The sequence below is a fragment of the Priestia sp. JSM ZJ58 genome (assembly GCF_044383985.1).
Taxonomy (GTDB): domain Bacteria; phylum Bacillota; class Bacilli; order Bacillales; family Bacillaceae_H; genus Priestia; species Priestia zanthoxyli.
In genome coordinates, this window is sequence record NZ_JBISEM010000001.1 from 1,113,521 (window position 1) to 1,131,595 (window position 18,075).

The following is an 18,075-nucleotide window of genomic DNA, read 5'->3' on the forward strand; positions in this document are numbered from 1 at the left end:
AAGACTTTTTTATTCGAGGTTGTGAGGGAGTGCTTTTATACGCAATAGAACTGATTGGGCGGAATTCAAACACTCTATTGCAGAGGGCGTAAAACTCGTATATGGGATCTGAGGATGCTTCATTGTATGTAAAAGAAACTAAAAGGTTATTGTTTTTTTATAGTGATATAAAACGTAGTTTATCCACTTCGTGGAGCACATTTCGTTTTTTATCATATGCTAAATGTATGAAGAAGAAGGAGGTGAAGTTTATGTTCTTTGGCGGTTATGGCGGAGGTTGTGGCTATGGTTATGGCGGCGGCTGCGGTTACGGCGGTGGCAGTGGTTTTGCTTTAATTATCGTGCTGTTTATCTTATTAATCATTATTGGCTGTGCTTGTTGGGGAGGATTTGGCGGTTGCTAATTATTAGCCTGCCTTTATCTCTAACTTAAAAAAGTTAGCTTTATGCTAGCTTTTTTTCTGTGTTGAATTTGTACATGTCAAGTGATTACGCTTTATATTTGCCGCGTTAACCAATGGTTTACAGCTTGTTACTAAGCGTTTATGGAATTTTTTACATATTTATTGTAAGCTAAGCCTTAGAGGTGATGAGAGTGAATTTAGGGGAACAGCTGCAGAAGTTAAGGGAAGAAAAAAAGATGTCCAGGGAAGACTTAGCTGGGGAAATGAATGTATCTAGACAAGCCGTCTATAAGTGGGAAAATAATAAAGGGTATCCGGATATTGAGAACCTTATTAAGTTAAGTGAGGTTTATAATGTGACGCTGGATGAATTAATTAAGGGAGATCAATCATTTCAAAGCAAAATAGCAATTGATCGAAAAAAAAGTGAGGATTTTTCAGATCCTGGTTTTGTGGTTGGAATCATTCTTGTATTCGTAGGATTATTTTTAGATTTAGGTAAATTTTCAGCGGGGGTTACCATACTAGGTTTTCTAACGATGTTTTTTTATGAGGATTTAATGAAAACGTTTTGGAATATAAAAAAAGATTTTAAGGAAGAAAGGTAAGTGGACAGGCTTTAAGGAACCTTAAAGCCTGTTTTTGTACTTGTAGTCATAAAAACATTAACATTGGTTATTATTTTCTTTTAGAGGGTTTATTAAAAATGTTAGTAGTAAGGAAATGAACGGTTTTCCACAAAATTTCTTAGCCTAATTCACAGTTTCGTCTGTAAACGAATGGTTTACGGGCGATTACCATACGTTTTCAATTCTATGATTTTTTGTAGGATTTAGGTTTTTATGTTAAGTTATGGGTATCCTTCAATTGTTTTAGAAAGGAGTGAATTTATATCTTAAAAACAGCAGTTGCTTCAATCAGTGCGGGTGTTTTATTTAGCTTATGTGCAAAAATAATGATGCATACAAGATGGTCAAAGTATTTTCTAAAAGCAAATGAAGCTACTCATAGGCCAATAAACTTTGTCCTTCAGGGAGCTTTGTTTGCGATTATCATGTTTATTATGCTTTTAATTGTAAAACCTTTTACATAAGAAAATAGTGTTATAGCTAAAGGGATCAATTCTTAAACATTCCTATTGGTTACCAAAATATTTGCCCGGGAAATGGAGCGATGTTGTTTTCTCTACTGAACCAGCTATATACGGATATTAACAGTTTTTAGAAAGGAGTATTGGATGTTAGTTAAAGCACTAATTACAGCAATCATTGGAGGCATTCTGTTTCCATTGTTCTTCAAGCTATTTACCCGAAAATCCTTAGATAAAAAGACTATTAGACCTGTCAGTCAAGGATTTTTCTTCGCGGTTATCTTCTTTATAATCCTTATGGTTACAAAAACCTTCAGTTAAAGTTATATTACAGATAATCTCTGTTCTATTATGGATTGCTCCAGAAGGAAATTAAGTGAATTAAAGGAACTCAAACCCAAGGAATACGTATATTCTTTGGGTTTTTTATAAGATTTCAAGAGTAAAGCCTCCTTTTACTTAGAAATATTAAAGCGATGATAATGAGTATGTAAGCAAAGTGTCACGAGATTCGAAGGTCTTTAAATATTTAAAAAATAATTTGTGCAAACGATTGCATTAAATTATTAGTTTAGTATATAATGTTCAAATAAAAGTATTCTAATGTTTTTAATAATTAGATTTTATGAAACTTTCAAGAAGGTATAAGCGATAGTCAGCAGCTTACGGATGAGCAGATAGTGAAAATTCTTACATACTCAAACAGCATTTTTAGACAGGACTATTAGTTATGCCGTATTCCTGAGGTAATCTAGCAAAATAGAAAACAGCCAGCCAAAGACACTAGCATTTACAGTATTCATCGTTGTTTTGAAAACGTTCACAACACATGTTGTAGCACTTTACATCAGAACATCTATCTTTTGCGGCTGTTAATTGAATCATAGGAGGCAGTTATGTTAGAAGAAAGAATCGTTGAAACCAGTGAAAAAAGCGTTCAGCCAAACTTACCTTATCTACCGATCAGTACCATATGGTTAATTAGTTTTGGATTTTTAGGTGTACAAATGGCATTCTCATTACAGAGTTCAAATATGGGACGTATATTTCAAACAATCGGTGCTGATCCAACTACATTAGGCTTTTTCTTTATTTTACCGCCGTTGGCCGGTTTAGTGGTTCAGCCCTTAGTTGGTTATTTTTCAGATCGTACCTGGATGCCAAGGCTTGGCCGTCGTATACCCTATCTACTGATTGGCGCAATTGTAGCCGTAATTGTTATGTGTTTGCTGCCAAACGCCGGCAGTTTTGGTTTTAGTGCGGTGGCTGCTATGACTTTTGGCGCCATCACTATTTTGTTTATGGACGTATCATCAAATGTAGCCATGCAGCCATTTAAGATGATGGTTGGAGACATGGTCAATGAAGAGCAAAAAGGTTTTGCCTATTCTATTCAAAGTTTTCTATCAAACAGCGGTGCTGTGCTAGCCTGTATTTTCCCTTTTGTTTTAACGGTATTAGGCGTATCAAATAGTGCACCAAAAGGAGTAGTACCACAATCAGTTGTTATTTCATTTTATGTTGGAGCCGTTGTGTTAATTATTTGTAGTTTATTTACAATACTTAAAGTAAAAGAATATTCACCTGCAGAATTTGCAGCATACCATGGTATTCCAGATGAAGCTACAAAAGAAAATGTAAACGTTTTTAAACTGCTTCGCAACGCTCCAAAGGTTTTTTGGACGGTCACACTTGTTCAATTTTTCTGCTGGATGGGCTTTCAATATTTATGGACATACGGTACAGGTGCAGTCGCTGAAAACGTTTGGTATACGAATCAGCCGTCTAGCTCCGGCTATCAAGCAGCTGGCAACTGGTTCGGCATTTTATCAGCTGTACAGTCGATTGCCGCAGTCATTTGGTCACTAGTTTTGTCACGCGTAGCCAACAACAAACGTAAGCCAGCGTATGCTTTTAGTTTACTGCTAGGCGGTATTGGTTTTGGATCTGTCTTTTTTATTCACAATCAATGGATGCTGATTGCTTCATTTATTTTAATTGGCATCGCTTGGGCTGCTATGATGACGTTTCCGTTCACGATGCTTACCAACGCCCTGTCAGGAAAGAATATGGGAACATATCTAGGGTTATTTAATGGAAGTATTTGTTTGCCGCAAATTATAGCTTCTTGCTTGAGTTTTGCTTTGTTCCCAATAATCGGATCTTCTATGCCGGGCATGATTTTAATCTCAGGTATTTTACTTGCTACGGGAGCAGCGTCTGTTTCGATTATTAAGGAAACATATACAAAGTAATTAGTAGCTGTCCATGGTACAAAAGCAGCGTGGTTTCTTAGTTTTTTTGTGTTCGAGCTATTGACCGGAATCTATAAACATCTTATTTTTGTATTGACTATCATGATAAAATGTAAACGAATTCAATCTAGTGGGAAATTTGATAACAAGAATGGAGAATGAATCAATGAAAACTGAAAAAGAAAAAATGGTGGATGGCGAGCTGTATTTTCCAGCAGACCAAGAATTAGTAAAGGACCGGGAAGATGCAAGAAGGCTTGTTCGTTCGTTTAACGGTACAGATGAGACGAATTATGAAAAGCGTACCGAGTTACTAAAGGAACTATTTGGTTCAACAGGAGAACGCATTTACCTTGAATCTAACTTTCGATGCGACTACGGATACAATATCCACGTAGGAGAAAATTTTTATGCGAACTTTGACTGCACACTTTTAGATGGGGGACGAATTACAATAGGTAAGAACTGCATGATGGCACCGGGCGTACATATTTATACGAATACTCATCCTGTGAATGCAGAACAGCGAATTACAGAAGTTGAATATACCAAGCCCGTCACGATTGGAGATAATGTATGGATTGGGGGACGAGCTGTCATCAATCCAGGCGTTACAATTGGACATAATGCTGTAATCGCTTCCGGAGCTGTTGTGATAAAAGATGTTCCAGATCATGTAGTAGTGGGAGGGAACCCCGCAAAAATTATAAAAAAGTTGGATTAATTTTTACTAGCTAAACATTGTTTATAAATTAACTAAAAAATAAAGAGTTATTCCCGATAGAAATGAATCTTTCTGTAAAAATCAATATCTGTTTTTAAAAAAACAAAATGTTCGAGCAGCACTAAACCTATGGATACTCAGCAGGTTTAGTGCTGTTCTTTTATGTTGAGATGATCTCTTTATCTGACTGCAAGTCATATCATCTCTAACTCAGCTTATTAACATAATCTTCTAATAAGAAAGTTTCTGCCACTTTTACACTTTGGGGGAATTTTCATTTATGTGTACGTGTAAAACGGATGAAATTATTCCAAATTCCGATCTAACAATATGCCGGTTTGCTCGGCTATTACATCGGTTGGAACGTGCATCCCGTTTTTAAACCACCATTCTACTGTCCCTACAACGGCCGAGGCAAAGAACTGAATAACAACCTCTTTACGCAACCCTTTGTTTTCTCCTTCAGTTGTATCAACTTCAGGACCATACTCTTGGATGACTAACTCGAGAAAACGGCTGCGGAAATAATGAGCGCCTTTACTTTCTAACATGGTTGAAAAGAAGAGATGGTGACGCTCAAAATATTCAAACCAAACATAATTTCCTTCTTGGAACGTCATATCAGCAGCCGAATGACATAGTTCTTCGAGGTTGTTCATATGTTCTTCAATCATCTTATCTAATAAATCATATTTATCCATATAGTGAAGATAAATCGTGCCTCGGTTAACGTTTGCTTTGTCAGCAATATCCTGAATGGTAATGTCATCAAATCGTTTTTGGGTCATTAATTCAGTCACTGCGTTTTTTATAGCCTCTTGGCTCTTTAGTATTCTTCTATCCACTTTCGCCATTTTAAAAACCTCACTTTTTTTAAAAGATATTCAACAATACCTCTTCATTTGTTGAGTAATCAACGAATCGCCTTCAATTAACGATTGAAAGGATTTTATTTGCTTTTATAATTATAGACAGATGTTGATTAATCAATCAATATTGATTATTTTTTCAACAGAAAGATAGAGAGTTTTAAAAGTATAAAAAAATGAAATTCAAGAGGAGGGATGTGTATGAACCGTATTGATAAGAGTGCAGAAAAATATAAACAGCTGTTTGGCGATGGTGTTCCGGCTACACATGTTACCGATCCGGATTTTCAAGACATTCTGAGCCATTTCATTTTTGGAGAAGTTTTTTATCAAGGTGACCTAGACGATAAGCAACGTGAACTAATTACACTGGTCGTTCTGGTTACTAACCAGACGTTATCTCAGTTAAAAGCACATGTTAGCGCAGCGCTGAATGTTGGGCTAACGCCTGTAGAAATTAAAGAGGCTGTTTATCAGTGTGCGCCATATATTGGCTTTCCAAAAACGTTAAATGCCGTCAATGAAGTGAATGAGGTTTTTAAAGCAAACCATATCGCGTTACCGCTTGAAAGCCAAAAGGCGATAGATGAACAGAATCGTTTGCAAAAAGGGCTGGCTACTCAAGTAGAGATTTTCGGAGATGTTATTAAAAAAATGCAGAAGAATGCTCCATTGAATCAAACGCATATACAGGAATATCTTTCTGCTTTTTGCTTCGGAGATTTCTACACCCGCAGCGGACTTGATTTGAAAACAAGAGAGCTATTAACTCTCTGTATTGTAAGTGCGTTAGGCGGTGCTGAAGGTCAAGTGAAGGCACATGTACAAGGTAACCTGAATGTTGGAAATGACAAGGGACGATTGATTGATGCAATTACTCACTGTCTTCCATATATGGGGTTTCCAAGAACACTAAATGCATTAGCTTGTATTAATGAAATTAGCCCTGAAAACTAAGAGAAGAGAGTGAAAAATTTCTGTTTTATGTGAAGAACTTCCTGATAAGAAATGGGAAACCAAAGCATATAAGACAAGCTACTACAAAAAATAAACAATTCAAAGGAGATAAAAAACATGTTTAACGAAACGTATAAATTATCAAACGGTGTAGAAATTCCGCTATTAGGCCTGGGTACTTGGCTGCTTGATGATGAACAGGCAGCGCAGGCAGTGCGTGATGCGGTATCTAGCGAGTATCGTCATATTGATACGGCACAAGCTTATATGAATGAAGCTGGTATAGGCGAAGGAATCCGTTCATGCGGTGTTGCAAGAGAAGAACTTTTTATTACAACAAAGGTTGCAGCAGAAGCAAAAACTTATGAGGAAGTTACGAATTCCATTGATGAGTCTTTAACAAAGTTGGGGCTGGATTACATTGATCTTCTAATTACCCACAGTCCACAGCCTTGGACGGAGTTTAGAGAAGAGAAACGTTACTTCGAAGAAAACAAAGAGGCATGGAAAGCAATGGAGGATGCTTATAAGGCAGGGAAGGTAAAGGCAATCGGCCTTTCTAACTTCCTTCAGGATGATATAGAGAATATTCTTTCTAGCTGTGAAATCAAGCCTATGGTCAATCAAATATTGGCACATGTGAGCAATACGCCTTTGGAGTTAATTGAGTTCTGCCAGAAGAATGGTATCTTGGTAGAAGCATATTCACCAATTGCGCACGGTGCGGTTCTTGATAATAAAGAAGTGAAGGTAATAGCTGATAAATACGGAGTGTCTGTTGCTCAGCTTTGCCTGCGCTATGATATTCAGCTTGGTCTTGCAGTCATTCCTAAGACGGCAAACCCAGATCATATGAGAATCAATGCAAAGCTTGACTTTGTGATCAGCGATGCAGATATGGAGACTTTGAAAAATGTAGAACCTATTCAAGATTATGGTGAGCATAGCTACTTCCCGGTATTTGGCGGGAAATTAAAATAAACGGCTAACGAATGAGGACTTTTTATAGCAATGAATGATAGTATTGGAGGAATCAAAATGGCAAAACATGAAGAAGTAAAAAATGGCGTTATTTTTCCAGTAGGTGAAAAGAATGAAGCGTATGCACAATTTTTTGTTGGACAAAGTTATCTCCAAACCTTAATCGCAGATCCTAAAGTGAACGTTGGAGTTGGAAATGTAACCTTTGAACCTGGATGCCGCAATAACTGGCATATTCATCGTGATGGATTTCAGCTTCTATTAGTAACAGGGGGCGAAGGTTGGTACCAAGAAGAAGAAAAACCTGCACAATTCTTAAAAGCTGGAGATGTTATTGTGACGCATGATGGTGTCAAACATTGGCATGGTGCTGCAAAAGACAGCTGGTTTGAACACATTGCCATCACTGCCGGTACGCCGGAGTGGTTAGAACCAGTAACGGATGAGGAATATAATAGCATAAAATAATAGATCGTATGTATCTTAGAAGCAAAAACCCTACGGATTATTACTAATAATTCGTAGGGTTTTTATTATAAATTCAAGATGTCATAGGAAATAGCCTTAACGCTATAAAAGTTCACCAATCGATTTGTTTTCCGTCTTTAAAAAAGAATCCGGAAGGTCCTTCGGGTCCAATCGTTGCTAACCAAAGAATAGAACGAGCAGCTTGCTGCGGCGTTCTTGGAGCTGATGGTCCACCCATATCTGAGCTTACCCATCCTGGATCGACCGCGTTAATTTTGATATCTTTGGTGCTTTCCACAGCTATTAATTGCGTTAAGCCATTTAGAATAAGCTTGGATAACTTATAAGCGCCCACTCCTGAAGAAGACATTTCACTCATTGCTCCATATTCGGAGGAAACATTAATAATTCTTCCGTAGGCTTGCTGTTCCATAAGAGGCATAAAGGAACGGATTACGTGGTAGGCACCGAAGAAATTCGTTTCTAGCGTTTTTTCTAGAACAGAAGGGTCCAAGTTCACTAATTTTTGATTTTTATCTAAATATATGCCCGCGTTATTAATTAACACATCTAATCTTCCATATTGCTCACTTACTTTAGCCGCAGCTTGACCGATACTTGTTTGATTGTTTATATCCATTGTCAAAAATGAAACATCAAGATGAGAGTCTTTCAGTTTTTGCACGGCTTTATGTCCGGTTTCTGAATTTCGGCTCGTCAAAATGACCTTAAAACCTTTCATCGCCAATTGTCTCACTAGTTCATAGCCAATACCGCGATTTCCTCCGGTGACGAGTGCAACTTTAGTATGTTTTTCCATTTCAAGTCCTCCATTTTTTATATATGAATGCTGTAAGCATTGATTAGAACAGATTTCAGCTTTTCATAGATGTAATAAAAGAAAACAAAGGGATCCTACTAGGGATCCCGAAAGAAAGTTGCGTTGATGTCTTATTTTGAAAGTTGACTTACAGGACGTTTCATATAACTTCTTGGTAAAATAAATAGTGCGCTTAATACTAATGACAAGATGCCTACTAGTACAACGTATTGTATACCCATTCCTGATATAAATAGTCCACCTACGGCTGTACCAATGGTTGTTCCTAAGTTAACGGATGCTAAAAATAATCCATTCGCGAAATCAGGAGCTTCTGGAGCTGCTGATGAAATCCAGTATTGGTTAATATTCGTTCCTATACCAGCAAATATTCCCCAAACTAAAGTCATGATAGCCATCGGCCAAGTAAACTGTCCGATAAAGAATAAAATGATGTAAACGACTCCCAATGCGAAAGGAAAAACGACTACAGTTTTAATGGCATTTTTCGTAAGTAATTTCCCTGCGATAATGTTTCCGATAATATTTGCCACACCGTACAGCACCAGCATGAAACTAATTAATTGTCCAGAAAGGTTCGTAACGCTTTTAAGATACTCAGCAAGATAGCTATATACCCCAAATACTGCTGAATTGAGTAAAAGGACAGCAATGATCGAAAGCCAAGTAACGGGTTTTTTTAATACGCTGAGCTGTGCTCCGTATGAAAGTCTTTCTTTAACAGGCATTGAAGGGAAGAATGCCCACGTAGCAATAAATACTATCGCGTTAATAACAGCAAAAAACGTCATTGATAGTTGAAACGAGACTGTACTTGCAAGAAAACTTGCGATCGGCACACCAAGTACCATACCTGCAGATACGCCAATAAAGACTTTGGAAACAGCTTTTGGAGCCTCTTCCTTGCTAACTGAGTTCGCTGCCATTGTAAAAGCTGCTGAAAAATAAATTGGATGAAAAATAGCTGGAATCACACGCGCAATGATGGCAATAGCAAAATTAGAAGTAAAGATAGAGATAATGTTACCGAAAATGAAAATACCAAGTACAAGCAGCATTGCCTTCTTGCGATTGACTCCCGAAAATAATAACGGCATCGTTGGACCGGATATTGACACAGTAAGCGCAAAGAGACTCACCAGCCATCCTGCCTTTGATACACTGATATGAAAGTGATCCGCAATGTAGGATAATATCCCTATAACGCCCATTTCGGTATTGATAATACCGAAAGCTCCTAAAGTTAAGACAAATATAAGTAGCTTAGTTTGTTTAGACATAAAATAAAGATCCTTCTTTCTGAAAAATGTTGTGTTCTAGTTGCTGTAAAGCGGGTTGTTTAAAGGTGTATTGTCATGTTTTTACTTAGTCACTTTTTCAATTCTACCTGTAAAATCACCATCAACATTTTCAAAATTTTCCTTTCCTGATTCAATTTGACCTAGTATGATAAGGTCGTTTGTAGCATCCTCAAAATCTTTGTAAAAAATAGCTACATTTCCCCAAGGAGCGTAATAAGCAAAGTCTCCTTTTTTGGATAGGTCTCCGGCTTGTACATCATCTATAGATAATCTTTTTTGTAAAATACTAACTTTCTCTTTACCTATATAATCTTCAAACGTTACGGTTAAAGGCAGTTGAGCTAGAAAATCCTTACTTGCTGGATTATCGTACATCCTAACAAACACTTCTTTGTTGTTGAACGTTAACTTTATTCTTGTATTTGAAATACTAACTTCTTCTGTTTGTTCTGGTACTCGGTTTAAATGCTTACTGGCATTATGGTCGGTTGCAGATGAATTATTGTTGCCACAAGCGGCAAGGACAACGCTTGTTACTAAGATAGAAGCTAGGCACAACAGCTTTTTCATCTTAAGCTCCTTTCCACATTGAATTATTAAAGATGTTGATGGTGTGATATAAACTTCTGTGTTGTTTATTCTAACGGCTTCTTCCAAATATAAAAAATACTTATATCTTATATCATGATATGTTTGATAAGCATTTCTGGAGTGTATATACTAAAGCTTATGAAAGGAGGAGAGGGATATAGAAATTCGAGTTTTGCGGTATTTTCTTACGGTTGCAAGAGAAGGAAACATCACGAAGGCCGCTGATGTTTTGCATGTGACTCAGCCAACACTGTCTAGACAATTAAAAGATCTTGAACAAGAGTTGGGCAAAAAATTATTTATTCGCAGCAGTCACAGTATCATTTTGACAGATGAAGGAATGCTTCTGCGAAACAGGGCAGAGGAAATTGTTAATATGGTCGATAAATTGGAGGCGGAGTTTAGTTCCATGGAAGAAACAATAGGTGGTGATATTTATATAGGGGGCGGGGAGACAGAAGCAATGAAACATATTGCACGAGTCGCAAAAGATGTGCAGGTACGTTATCCCAATATACGATATCACCTCTACAGCGGAAACGAAGAAGATATAACGGAACGGCTTGACAAGGGGCTGCTTGACTTTGGCATTTTAATTCAACCGGCTGATATTTCAAAATACAATTATCTTAATATCCCTGCCAAAGATGTTTGGGGCGTTGTGATGAGAAAAGACAGCCCTCTTGCCCTCAAAGAAAGCATTCAAGCTGCAGATTTATTAAACGTTCCACTGATTTGTTCACGACAGGCCATGAAACAGACGTTTTCAAAAAATGAATTTGCGGATTGGTTTGGCGAAGATTTTCATAAATTAAACATCGTCACTACATACAATCTTGCATATAATGCGGCCATTATGGTTGAAGAAGGCGTTGGATATGCCATAACACTTGATAAAATAGTCAATACGTCTACTAATAGCAACCTTTGTTTCAGGCCGTTACAGCCAAGACTTGAATCAGGTTTAAATATTGTGTGGAAAAAGCATCATGTTCTTTCAGCTGCAGCTGATGCGTTTTTAAAAGAACTGCAGGGGGAATTTTCACAAACTCTAAACTGACAGCGCATCGGTCTAGTTCAAACAAATGGATTAAAAAGACTTATCTATACGGTATGGTAGATAAGTCTTTTTACTGCGGGTATGGAGGTGATGTTAAGAGCCTTAGGATGTTTTATTATGATGTATTAACTCCCATTCGCCAGGGTTAGTGTCATCTGGCGATAAACCGTTAATAATATCAAGATAATGATTAGCTTTTTCGTCCATATATTTTACAGTTCTTTTAGCTTCCTTTACAGAGAGCGATTGAAGATAAAAGAGACGTACCTAAAAATAGCAGGCTTGAACGAGTAAGCGCTGATTAGAGACCGGTTAACTTTCATAGATCTTAATGGAATATAGATGTATAAAAGCGTAGCCTGTCACGAGTTCACGCTTTTATAGTGAGAGCTTAAAACGTAGACTTCATTTTGCAAAGAAGAAATTTTTAAAAAGATAAGTGAGACGAACATTTCACCAATTTTTCACTATTAGATGCTAGTATAAATATCAGTAATGCAATACAACATTTTCTATAGAACTCCCCTATTTAGGCTGACCTTTTAAGGTGAGCTTTTTTTGTGTCTGTAATTAATATGCTCCATAGAACATGGAAAAAAGTAAATATAGGCACTCCAATAAAAGCGATAAAAGCTGAAGCAATAAGAGAAGCAATCCAATAAATCTTCCATGTGCTAAAGAATTGGTAAACTAATGTAAGTATAACCGGGATAACTGCAAAATCAACGGAATTAAAACGATGAGTAAAGACCAATAATTGATGAGGGTAGCTCCATACGCCAAAGAACTTTCCGAGTTCATCCACAGTACCAACTAAAACAAAACTAATGAAAAATACTAAGAGAATAAATATTATTCGTTGTCGGTCAATGAGGAGATAAAAAACGAATAGAAAAGCGCACTTAAAATGATAATTAGCCACCATTGAGCACTAAATAAATCATGATGAAGCCAGTAATCGTATTGTTTATCATTAACACGCTGGGTAAGAACTTCTAACTGATTAACCATAAACACCACCTCCTTACGAGTATGTGCGAAAAAGAGGTGGTTCATGCAATTAGTCACTTCGTTAGATTTTTTCTTTTTATGGGTTTTGTAATGTATTAAATAAAAAAGGAAATCTACAGCGCTTGTTCTGAGCTTACTTTATTTTGTTTAAATGTCGTATGAATCATAAAGACAATAAGAATGGAGGCTAGGACTAGAGAAGAGCCTGCCGTACCTAAGTCTAAACCACCTTTTTCATGTGGCTTTGTCAAAAGATCTCCAAATGTTGCTCCGAAAGGGCGAGTCAAAACGAATGCTACCCAAAATAAAAACACACGAGAAATCTTTGTATAGAAGGTACATATAACAATGAATGCTAGTAAGCTGCCAATTAAAATAGCTCCACCTATATATCCAAGGCCAGACGTATCAGACAAAAAATCTCCTAAAGCTGTACCTAATGTGTTTGAGAAAAGGATGGCAATCCAATAAAGTATTTCAGCCTTGCGGTTTCTAATATAGTTGATATTTAATGAACGCTCGCTAAAATACCAGTATGCAAATATCGACAACAATATAGTGATTAATATCATCGAGCCTTTTGCGTAACCTAATGCCAGTGTACGATCCATAAAATCAGACATAGTTGTGCCAGCTACGCTAGTTGACAGAATAACAGTCCAATAAAGGGCCGGAATATACCTCTTAGAGCTTAGTTGAGCTACAAGTGTAATTAAAAATATGCTAAAAAAGATCAGCGTACTAACTGCATATCCAACTCCTAATGTTTGTGCTAACAAGTCACCTGCGGTTTCACCCAGTGTCGTAGCAGAAATCTTCATAATCCAAAAAACAAGGGTAATTTGTGCAATTTTATTCATTGGCGAAGATGCTTGCATTTTTAATTTTTCTCTCCTTCTTGTGCTAACTGTTTATTCTCTTAAATAAACGGCACACTTGCCTAACGTTTTTCTTAAAGAAATTTTTTAAAAGCTTCATCGCTGCAATTCAAACTGTACAGTCTTTTTCTAAAATTAAAATGAAAAATAAATAAGAATTTAATGAGATTTTTATAAAAAACTTTTTATTAATGTTTTAATTAAATGTTTTATCAACTCTGTTGCACCATGATGTTTTTATAAAAATAAAATATTTATTTTTTATCGAATTCTCATTTTAATTTCATTTAAATTTCATTACACAGTATTAAATTTAAATTATGTGAGCCAAGTTTTTTAAACATAACGTTATGCCTTCAGCTTTTGAAACTAGAAAATAAGTACAATTCATTAAAAGAAGGAGAACGTTGAACAGTTGTTAAGAGGTCAAAGATGATGATACTTAAGAAATTTTTAAGAAACAGCTAGTAAGATTATAAATAGCATGACTATTGGTAGGAAGGTGCCATTTTGATACGTTTTCAAAGAAAGAAGAAAAGACATACATATATTTTGATAGGAGGGATTCTTACTGTAGGAGGACTTATTTTTGTTGGAACCTTGTACAAAGGTAGCTTACTTTCTTTAGACAAGCTTTCTTGGAGTGAACCTCAACAAGTGAGTCAATTATTTTCCACTTACAAAGAAAACTCTATCTTAAAGAATAAGCTAGCCACTGAAAATCAGGAGGAAGCAAATGCTTATAAGTTGGAATATGAAAATAAAGTCTTAAAAAAAATTTTAAAAGCAGAAGATCAGGTGAAAACCTATAATCCTGTAACAGCTACCGTAATTGGCCGCTCAACGAACAACTGGAACAATGAATTAACAATTGATAAAGGAAAGAAGCAGGGGTTAAAAATAGATATGAATGTGCTAGGTACAAATGGAGTCGTTGGGAAGGTATCCAAAGTTTTTTCGTCAACCTCTATCGTAGAACTAATTAGCTCAAACCTTAGGACAAATCGTATGGCGGTAATGTTAAAGGATAGGAAAAGCGTGAATGGAACATTAGAAGGCTACGATGATAAAAAAGGTAATTTAATTATTAGAAAAATCCCTAGTGAGGCTGAGGTTAATGTAGGAGATAAAGTTCAAACCTCTCCTATCAGTTCAATCTTTCAAAGGAAGTTAGCCTTAGGAAAAGTCATCAAAGTAAAGCCTGATGAATATGGATTAACGCAATTGGCCGTTGTAAAACCCTCATCCAACTTTAATGATATTAGTGAAGTAATTGTTATTAAAGCAAAGAACAATGGGTAGGGAATTTAATATCACATTCTAATAGAAGTCTTTTATCTTATGTTTTTATGTTCAGCACTTAAAATTTCTTATTGTCTACTGAGATGTTGGTTTGTGATAGCTATACACTTCTCTTTATTATTGGAAAGAGCGATCGATATGCAAAGCAAAAATATAGAGATTGAAAAGAGGGGTTAGTTAGATGAAAGAAAGTATTTTAATTGTGGAAGATGAAGTAGAAATAGGCAATATATTAAAAATGGAACTTGAACATGAAGGTTACCAAGTGAAAATTAAAAACAATGGAAGAGATGGTCTCGAAATGGCCTTATCAAATATGTTTGATTTAATTTTACTTGACATTATGCTACCGGAAATGAGTGGTATAGAGGTCTTGCGTAAAGTAAGAAAGAGAGAAAATTACGTGCCTATTATTCTTTTGACAGCTCGCAACTCAACTCTAGACAAAATACTGGGGTTAGATCATGGCGCAAACGACTATATAACTAAGCCATTTAAAACTGAAGAATTGCTGGCTCGGATACGTTCTTTACTACGTTATAAGCACCTTGTTATTAGGAATAAGGTAGAAAAAGACTCGTTATTATTAATTGAAGATATGGTTATAAATACTGAATCAAGAGAAGTAACTAGAGCTGGGCAAAAAATCAGCTTAACCCCTAAAGAGTATGATTTATTAATTTACTTAGTCATCCATAAAAATAAGACGGTTACTCGTGAAGGAATCTTACTAAATGTATGGGGATATGAATACGAAGGAGATACAAATATACTTGATGTTTATATAAGTTATTTGAGAAAGAAAATTGAAGAAGGATTTAGTCCCTCACTCATTGAGACTGTTCGAGGTATAGGATACACCATTAAAGAAAGTTAAAGAAACAAGGAAAGCAACTTTATATGATTCATTAAAGAAGATTAAGAAATAAATTCATTTATTCTTAATCTCTTTTTTATTCAAATCTAATTTTTATTTGATAAATTGAAGAAAAGCCTATAAAGAAGAAAGTCATAGAAAACTTATTTCATATTTCTTCTTATTATCTTTCAAAATGGAGGGATATAGTACTAGTACTCATATTCATTTGTAGAAGCAGTTTTTACGTTTTTAATTTTTAGACAAAGGAGAGTACTTTATATGCAAAAGGTACTAATTGTAGAGGATGAAGAAGGATTAGTAGAATTTTTAGAATTAGAACTAAAATATGAAGGATATTTAGTTGACGTAGCTTACGATGGTCGTACTGGTTTAGATAAAGCAACCAAGCAGAAGTACGATATTATATTATTGGATTTAATGATGCCTGGATTAAATGGAATTGAGGTATGCAGAAGACTAAGAACAACTAAGGATACTCCTGTTATTATGCTCACAGCTAAGGATAGTGTCATGGATAGGGTAATGGGGCTTGATAATGGAGCTGACGATTATTTGTCCAAACCATTTGCAATTGAAGAATTATTTGCAAGAATGCGAGTCATTTTTAGACGTCAAGAAAACAACAAGATGCTGGATCAGAAGCTACTATTAACATTTAAAGATATTGAACTTGATTTGGAATCAAGAACAGTGATAAAAGAAAAAAAACTAATTGAACTCACGAATAAAGAATTTGAACTCCTAGCCATTTTTATGCGTAACATTAACAAAGTATTAACGAGAGACATACTTTTAGAGCAAGTGTGGGGGTACGATTCAGTTGTTGAAACGAATGTTGTCGATGTATATGTTAGATATTTAAGAAATAAATTAAGTGCGCAGGACAAAGAGTTATATATTCAAACCATCAGAGGGGTTGGGTACGTGATGCGTGATGTTTAAATGAGAAAGTGGATAAAGTGTATAAAAGATTTGCCTATAAGATGGAAGATAACGTTATGGTCTTCCATGTTTTTATTTTTTCTTTTTCTCTCTTATAACCTCTTTCAATACATTGTGATTGATAACGGTATTTTAAATTATGAGAAGCAAAATGGTATTCATCAATTAAACGAGGTTCTCGCTTTTATTCAATCTGATGATGAACCTTTATCCTTAAAACAAATTGAAAGCAGTGAAGGATACTTATCGAAAATTAATGAAAAGAATCAGTTGATTCGTGTTCTTGATAGGAAAGGGAACATTATAACCAGTACCTCAAACAATGTTTCACCAAATTGGCAGCAACCGAAGGCGGTGAAGCACCAAGAGTATAAAGTGATTCGAAACCACGATGAACGTCTACTCGTTCTTCGTTCTCCAATTGTCACCGACAACTTCACTGGAACGGTTGAAATTGTTAGAAATATGGAGATGTCTGATGCTTTTATGGACAAGATTTTTTTATTAATGCTTGCTGCAGGGATAGGCTCACTAATCTTTAGTATTCTAGGTGGAACCATTCTAGCAAAGAAAATACTATCTAACGTTCAAGCGTTAACATTGACGATGAAAAAAATAAAAACAAATGGCCTTGAAGAACGTGTTCCAGTTAATGAAAAAAACGATGAATTTGCTCAATTAGGCAGTTTATTTAATGAGTTGATGGATAGCCTCGAAGACTCTTTTTTACAGCAAAAACAGTTTGTAGAGGATGCTTCACATGAATTAAGAACTCCGTTAGCCATTATCCAAGGACATTTGACATTGTTAAATCGCTGGGGGAAAAATGAAGCAGCAGTATTAGATAAATCCTTGAAATCCAGTCTGAAAGAAGTAGAGCGTTTAACGAATCTTGTGCAAGAATTATTGGAGCTATCCCGAGCTGAAAATAGTCTGATAAATCCTGTAGATGTTGAACCTATTAACGTATTGGCCACTGTTCAACATGTTGTAAGGAATTTTGAAGTACTGTATAACAACTATGAGTTTAAAATAAGACACTCACATGAAAATCTGTACGTGAATATTTCTTCTCGCCATCTAGAACAAATATTAATCATTTTGTTAGATAATGCAGTCAAATATTCTAAGAAGGAAGAGAAAGAGGTAGTTATAGACTGTTCTCTCATCAATGAAAAGGTATCCCTTAAAATAATGGATAAAGGAATTGGAATTCCAGAAGAGGATATACCTTATATTTTAAATAGATTTTACCGAGTGGATAAGGCAAGGAGCAGAAAACAAGGAGGACTTGGCTTAGGACTGGCTATAGCCAAACGATGGATTGAAAAGTACCACGGTACGATTAACATCGAGAGTAAAGAGGGCGAAGGAACAAATGTAACGGCTGTATGGCCTCTGTTTACTAACTCTCTATAAATGTGCATATAAAACAAGCTCTTTATTTTTAATACTCCTAACTTCAAAAGCAAAGAAGCATCAAAATCTAAAAGGAAAAAGACCTTATCACATTTCATCAAA

At 35.8% G+C, this 18,075-nt stretch carries 18 protein-coding genes; 12 read left to right on the plus strand and 6 right to left on the minus strand.

The features are described from left to right. The first annotated feature begins 251 nt into the window (after nt 1-251). From ACH6EI_RS05765 to ACH6EI_RS05780, 4 genes are all read left to right on the plus strand, one after another. Nucleotides 252-404, plus strand: a complete 153-nt coding sequence (locus ACH6EI_RS05765; RefSeq protein ID WP_013058439.1) for a YjcZ family sporulation protein — start codon at nt 252-254, stop codon at nt 402-404. A gap of 191 nt (nt 405-595) precedes the next feature. Then, nucleotides 596-1,012: a helix-turn-helix domain-containing protein gene (locus ACH6EI_RS05770; protein WP_098112454.1), complete on the plus strand. Its 417-nt coding sequence runs from the start codon at nt 596-598 to the stop codon at nt 1,010-1,012. 1,378 nt (nt 1,013-2,390) lie between these two features. After that, the gene (locus ACH6EI_RS05775) at nt 2,391-3,749 is read left to right on the plus strand and encodes an SLC45 family MFS transporter (RefSeq protein ID WP_028414902.1); all 1,359 of its coding nucleotides are present in this window, start codon (nt 2,391-2,393) and stop codon (nt 3,747-3,749) included. A 166-nt stretch (nt 3,750-3,915) separates the two neighbouring features. Continuing rightward, nucleotides 3,916-4,473 carry a sugar O-acetyltransferase gene (locus tag ACH6EI_RS05780; protein WP_098112455.1) on the plus strand — a complete coding sequence of 186 codons (558 nt, stop codon included), beginning with the start codon at nt 3,916-3,918 and terminating at the stop codon, nt 4,471-4,473. Nucleotides 4,474-4,778: 305 nt separating this feature from the next. On the opposite strand, the gene ACH6EI_RS05785 is transcribed toward ACH6EI_RS05780, so the two are convergent. Then, complete coding sequence (locus ACH6EI_RS05785) at nt 4,779-5,327, minus strand: TetR/AcrR family transcriptional regulator (protein WP_028414900.1); 549 nt, start codon at nt 5,325-5,327, stop codon at nt 4,779-4,781. Between the two features lie 216 nt (nt 5,328-5,543). Between ACH6EI_RS05785 and ACH6EI_RS05790 the strand changes: the two genes are divergently transcribed. The 3 genes from ACH6EI_RS05790 (at nt 5,544) to ACH6EI_RS05800 (ending at nt 7,748) form a co-directional block, all read left to right on the plus strand. Further along, the gene (locus ACH6EI_RS05790; RefSeq protein ID WP_098999663.1) at nt 5,544-6,299 is read left to right on the plus strand and encodes a carboxymuconolactone decarboxylase family protein; all 756 of its coding nucleotides are present in this window, start codon (nt 5,544-5,546) and stop codon (nt 6,297-6,299) included. Between the two features lie 117 nt (nt 6,300-6,416). Next, nucleotides 6,417-7,280, plus strand: coding sequence for an aldo/keto reductase (locus ACH6EI_RS05795; RefSeq protein ID WP_098999664.1), 864 nt, complete (start codon nt 6,417-6,419; stop codon nt 7,278-7,280). Between the two features lie 57 nt (nt 7,281-7,337). After that, nucleotides 7,338-7,748 (plus strand): cupin domain-containing protein, encoded by a 411-nt coding sequence (locus ACH6EI_RS05800; protein WP_098999665.1) that lies wholly within the window; start codon nt 7,338-7,340, stop codon nt 7,746-7,748. Between the two features lie 112 nt (nt 7,749-7,860). Here ACH6EI_RS05800 and ACH6EI_RS05805 read toward each other — a convergent pair whose 3' ends face one another. The 3 genes from ACH6EI_RS05805 to ACH6EI_RS05815 form a co-directional block, all read right to left on the minus strand. Continuing rightward, nucleotides 7,861-8,568: an SDR family oxidoreductase gene (locus ACH6EI_RS05805; RefSeq protein WP_098999666.1), complete on the minus strand. Its 708-nt coding sequence runs from the start codon at nt 8,566-8,568 to the stop codon at nt 7,861-7,863. 131 nt (nt 8,569-8,699) lie between these two features. Continuing rightward, on the minus strand, nt 8,700-9,869 hold the full coding sequence (locus ACH6EI_RS05810) for an MFS transporter (RefSeq protein WP_098999667.1): 1,170 nt from the start codon (nt 9,867-9,869) through the stop codon (nt 8,700-8,702). Between the two features lie 81 nt (nt 9,870-9,950). Continuing rightward, complete coding sequence (locus ACH6EI_RS05815) at nt 9,951-10,460, minus strand: cyclophilin-like fold protein (protein WP_028414895.1); 510 nt, start codon at nt 10,458-10,460, stop codon at nt 9,951-9,953. A gap of 178 nt (nt 10,461-10,638) precedes the next feature. Between ACH6EI_RS05815 and ACH6EI_RS05820 the strand changes: the two genes are divergently transcribed. Beyond that, nucleotides 10,639-11,541 carry a LysR family transcriptional regulator gene (locus tag ACH6EI_RS05820; protein WP_098999668.1) on the plus strand — a complete coding sequence of 301 codons (903 nt, stop codon included), beginning with the start codon at nt 10,639-10,641 and terminating at the stop codon, nt 11,539-11,541. An 852-nt stretch (nt 11,542-12,393) separates the two neighbouring features. Here the strand turns inward: ACH6EI_RS05820 and ACH6EI_RS05825 are convergent. Both ACH6EI_RS05825 and ACH6EI_RS05830 read right to left on the minus strand, forming a co-directional pair. Further along, nucleotides 12,394-12,552 (minus strand): hypothetical protein, encoded by a 159-nt coding sequence (locus tag ACH6EI_RS05825; protein ID WP_155017460.1) that lies wholly within the window; start codon nt 12,550-12,552, stop codon nt 12,394-12,396. A gap of 113 nt (nt 12,553-12,665) precedes the next feature. Further along, nucleotides 12,666-13,430, minus strand: coding sequence for a COG4705 family protein (locus ACH6EI_RS05830; protein ID WP_223546208.1), 765 nt, complete (start codon nt 13,428-13,430; stop codon nt 12,666-12,668). 510 nt (nt 13,431-13,940) lie between these two features. On the opposite strand from ACH6EI_RS05830, the gene mreC reads away from it, so the two are divergent. The 4 genes from mreC (at nt 13,941) to ACH6EI_RS05850 (ending at nt 17,973) form a co-directional block, all read left to right on the plus strand. Further along, nucleotides 13,941-14,732 (plus strand): rod shape-determining protein MreC, encoded by a 792-nt coding sequence (gene mreC / locus ACH6EI_RS05835; RefSeq protein WP_051418593.1) that lies wholly within the window; start codon nt 13,941-13,943, stop codon nt 14,730-14,732. Between the two features lie 181 nt (nt 14,733-14,913). Then, on the plus strand, nt 14,914-15,609 hold the full coding sequence (locus tag ACH6EI_RS05840; RefSeq protein ID WP_028414892.1) for a response regulator transcription factor: 696 nt from the start codon (nt 14,914-14,916) through the stop codon (nt 15,607-15,609). Nucleotides 15,610-15,870: 261 nt separating this feature from the next. Next, nucleotides 15,871-16,554 (plus strand): response regulator transcription factor, encoded by a 684-nt coding sequence (locus ACH6EI_RS05845; RefSeq protein ID WP_028414891.1) that lies wholly within the window; start codon nt 15,871-15,873, stop codon nt 16,552-16,554. Further along, nucleotides 16,555-17,973 (plus strand): HAMP domain-containing sensor histidine kinase, encoded by a 1,419-nt coding sequence (locus tag ACH6EI_RS05850; RefSeq protein WP_028414890.1) that lies wholly within the window; start codon nt 16,555-16,557, stop codon nt 17,971-17,973. Nucleotides 17,974-18,075 lie beyond the last annotated feature (102 nt).

Bases quoted from the DNA above. Each gene is read 5' to 3' on its own strand.
- ACH6EI_RS05795 (WP_098999664.1), top strand. From the start codon at position 6,417: ATGTTTAACGAAACGTATAAATTATCAAACGGTGTAGAAATTCCGCTA.
- ACH6EI_RS05775 (WP_028414902.1), top strand. From the start codon at position 2,391: ATGTTAGAAGAAAGAATCGTTGAAACCAGTGAAAAAAGCGTTCAGCCA.
- ACH6EI_RS05825 (WP_155017460.1), bottom strand. From the start codon at position 12,552: ATGGTTAATCAGTTAGAAGTTCTTACCCAGCGTGTTAATGATAAACAA.
- ACH6EI_RS05845 (WP_028414891.1), top strand. From the start codon at position 15,871: ATGCAAAAGGTACTAATTGTAGAGGATGAAGAAGGATTAGTAGAATTT.
- ACH6EI_RS05780 (WP_098112455.1), top strand. From the start codon at position 3,916: ATGAAAACTGAAAAAGAAAAAATGGTGGATGGCGAGCTGTATTTTCCA.
- ACH6EI_RS05785 (WP_028414900.1), bottom strand. From the start codon at position 5,327: ATGGCGAAAGTGGATAGAAGAATACTAAAGAGCCAAGAGGCTATAAAA.
- ACH6EI_RS05830 (WP_223546208.1), bottom strand. From the start codon at position 13,430: ATGCAAGCATCTTCGCCAATGAATAAAATTGCACAAATTACCCTTGTT.
- ACH6EI_RS05790 (WP_098999663.1), top strand. From the start codon at position 5,544: ATGAACCGTATTGATAAGAGTGCAGAAAAATATAAACAGCTGTTTGGC.
- ACH6EI_RS05840 (WP_028414892.1), top strand. From the start codon at position 14,914: ATGAAAGAAAGTATTTTAATTGTGGAAGATGAAGTAGAAATAGGCAAT.
- ACH6EI_RS05805 (WP_098999666.1), bottom strand. From the start codon at position 8,568: ATGGAAAAACATACTAAAGTTGCACTCGTCACCGGAGGAAATCGCGGT.
- ACH6EI_RS05765 (WP_013058439.1), top strand. From the start codon at position 252: ATGTTCTTTGGCGGTTATGGCGGAGGTTGTGGCTATGGTTATGGCGGC.
- ACH6EI_RS05810 (WP_098999667.1), bottom strand. From the start codon at position 9,869: ATGTCTAAACAAACTAAGCTACTTATATTTGTCTTAACTTTAGGAGCT.
- ACH6EI_RS05815 (WP_028414895.1), bottom strand. From the start codon at position 10,460: ATGAAAAAGCTGTTGTGCCTAGCTTCTATCTTAGTAACAAGCGTTGTC.
- ACH6EI_RS05850 (WP_028414890.1), top strand. From the start codon at position 16,555: ATGAGAAAGTGGATAAAGTGTATAAAAGATTTGCCTATAAGATGGAAG.
- ACH6EI_RS05800 (WP_098999665.1), top strand. From the start codon at position 7,338: ATGGCAAAACATGAAGAAGTAAAAAATGGCGTTATTTTTCCAGTAGGT.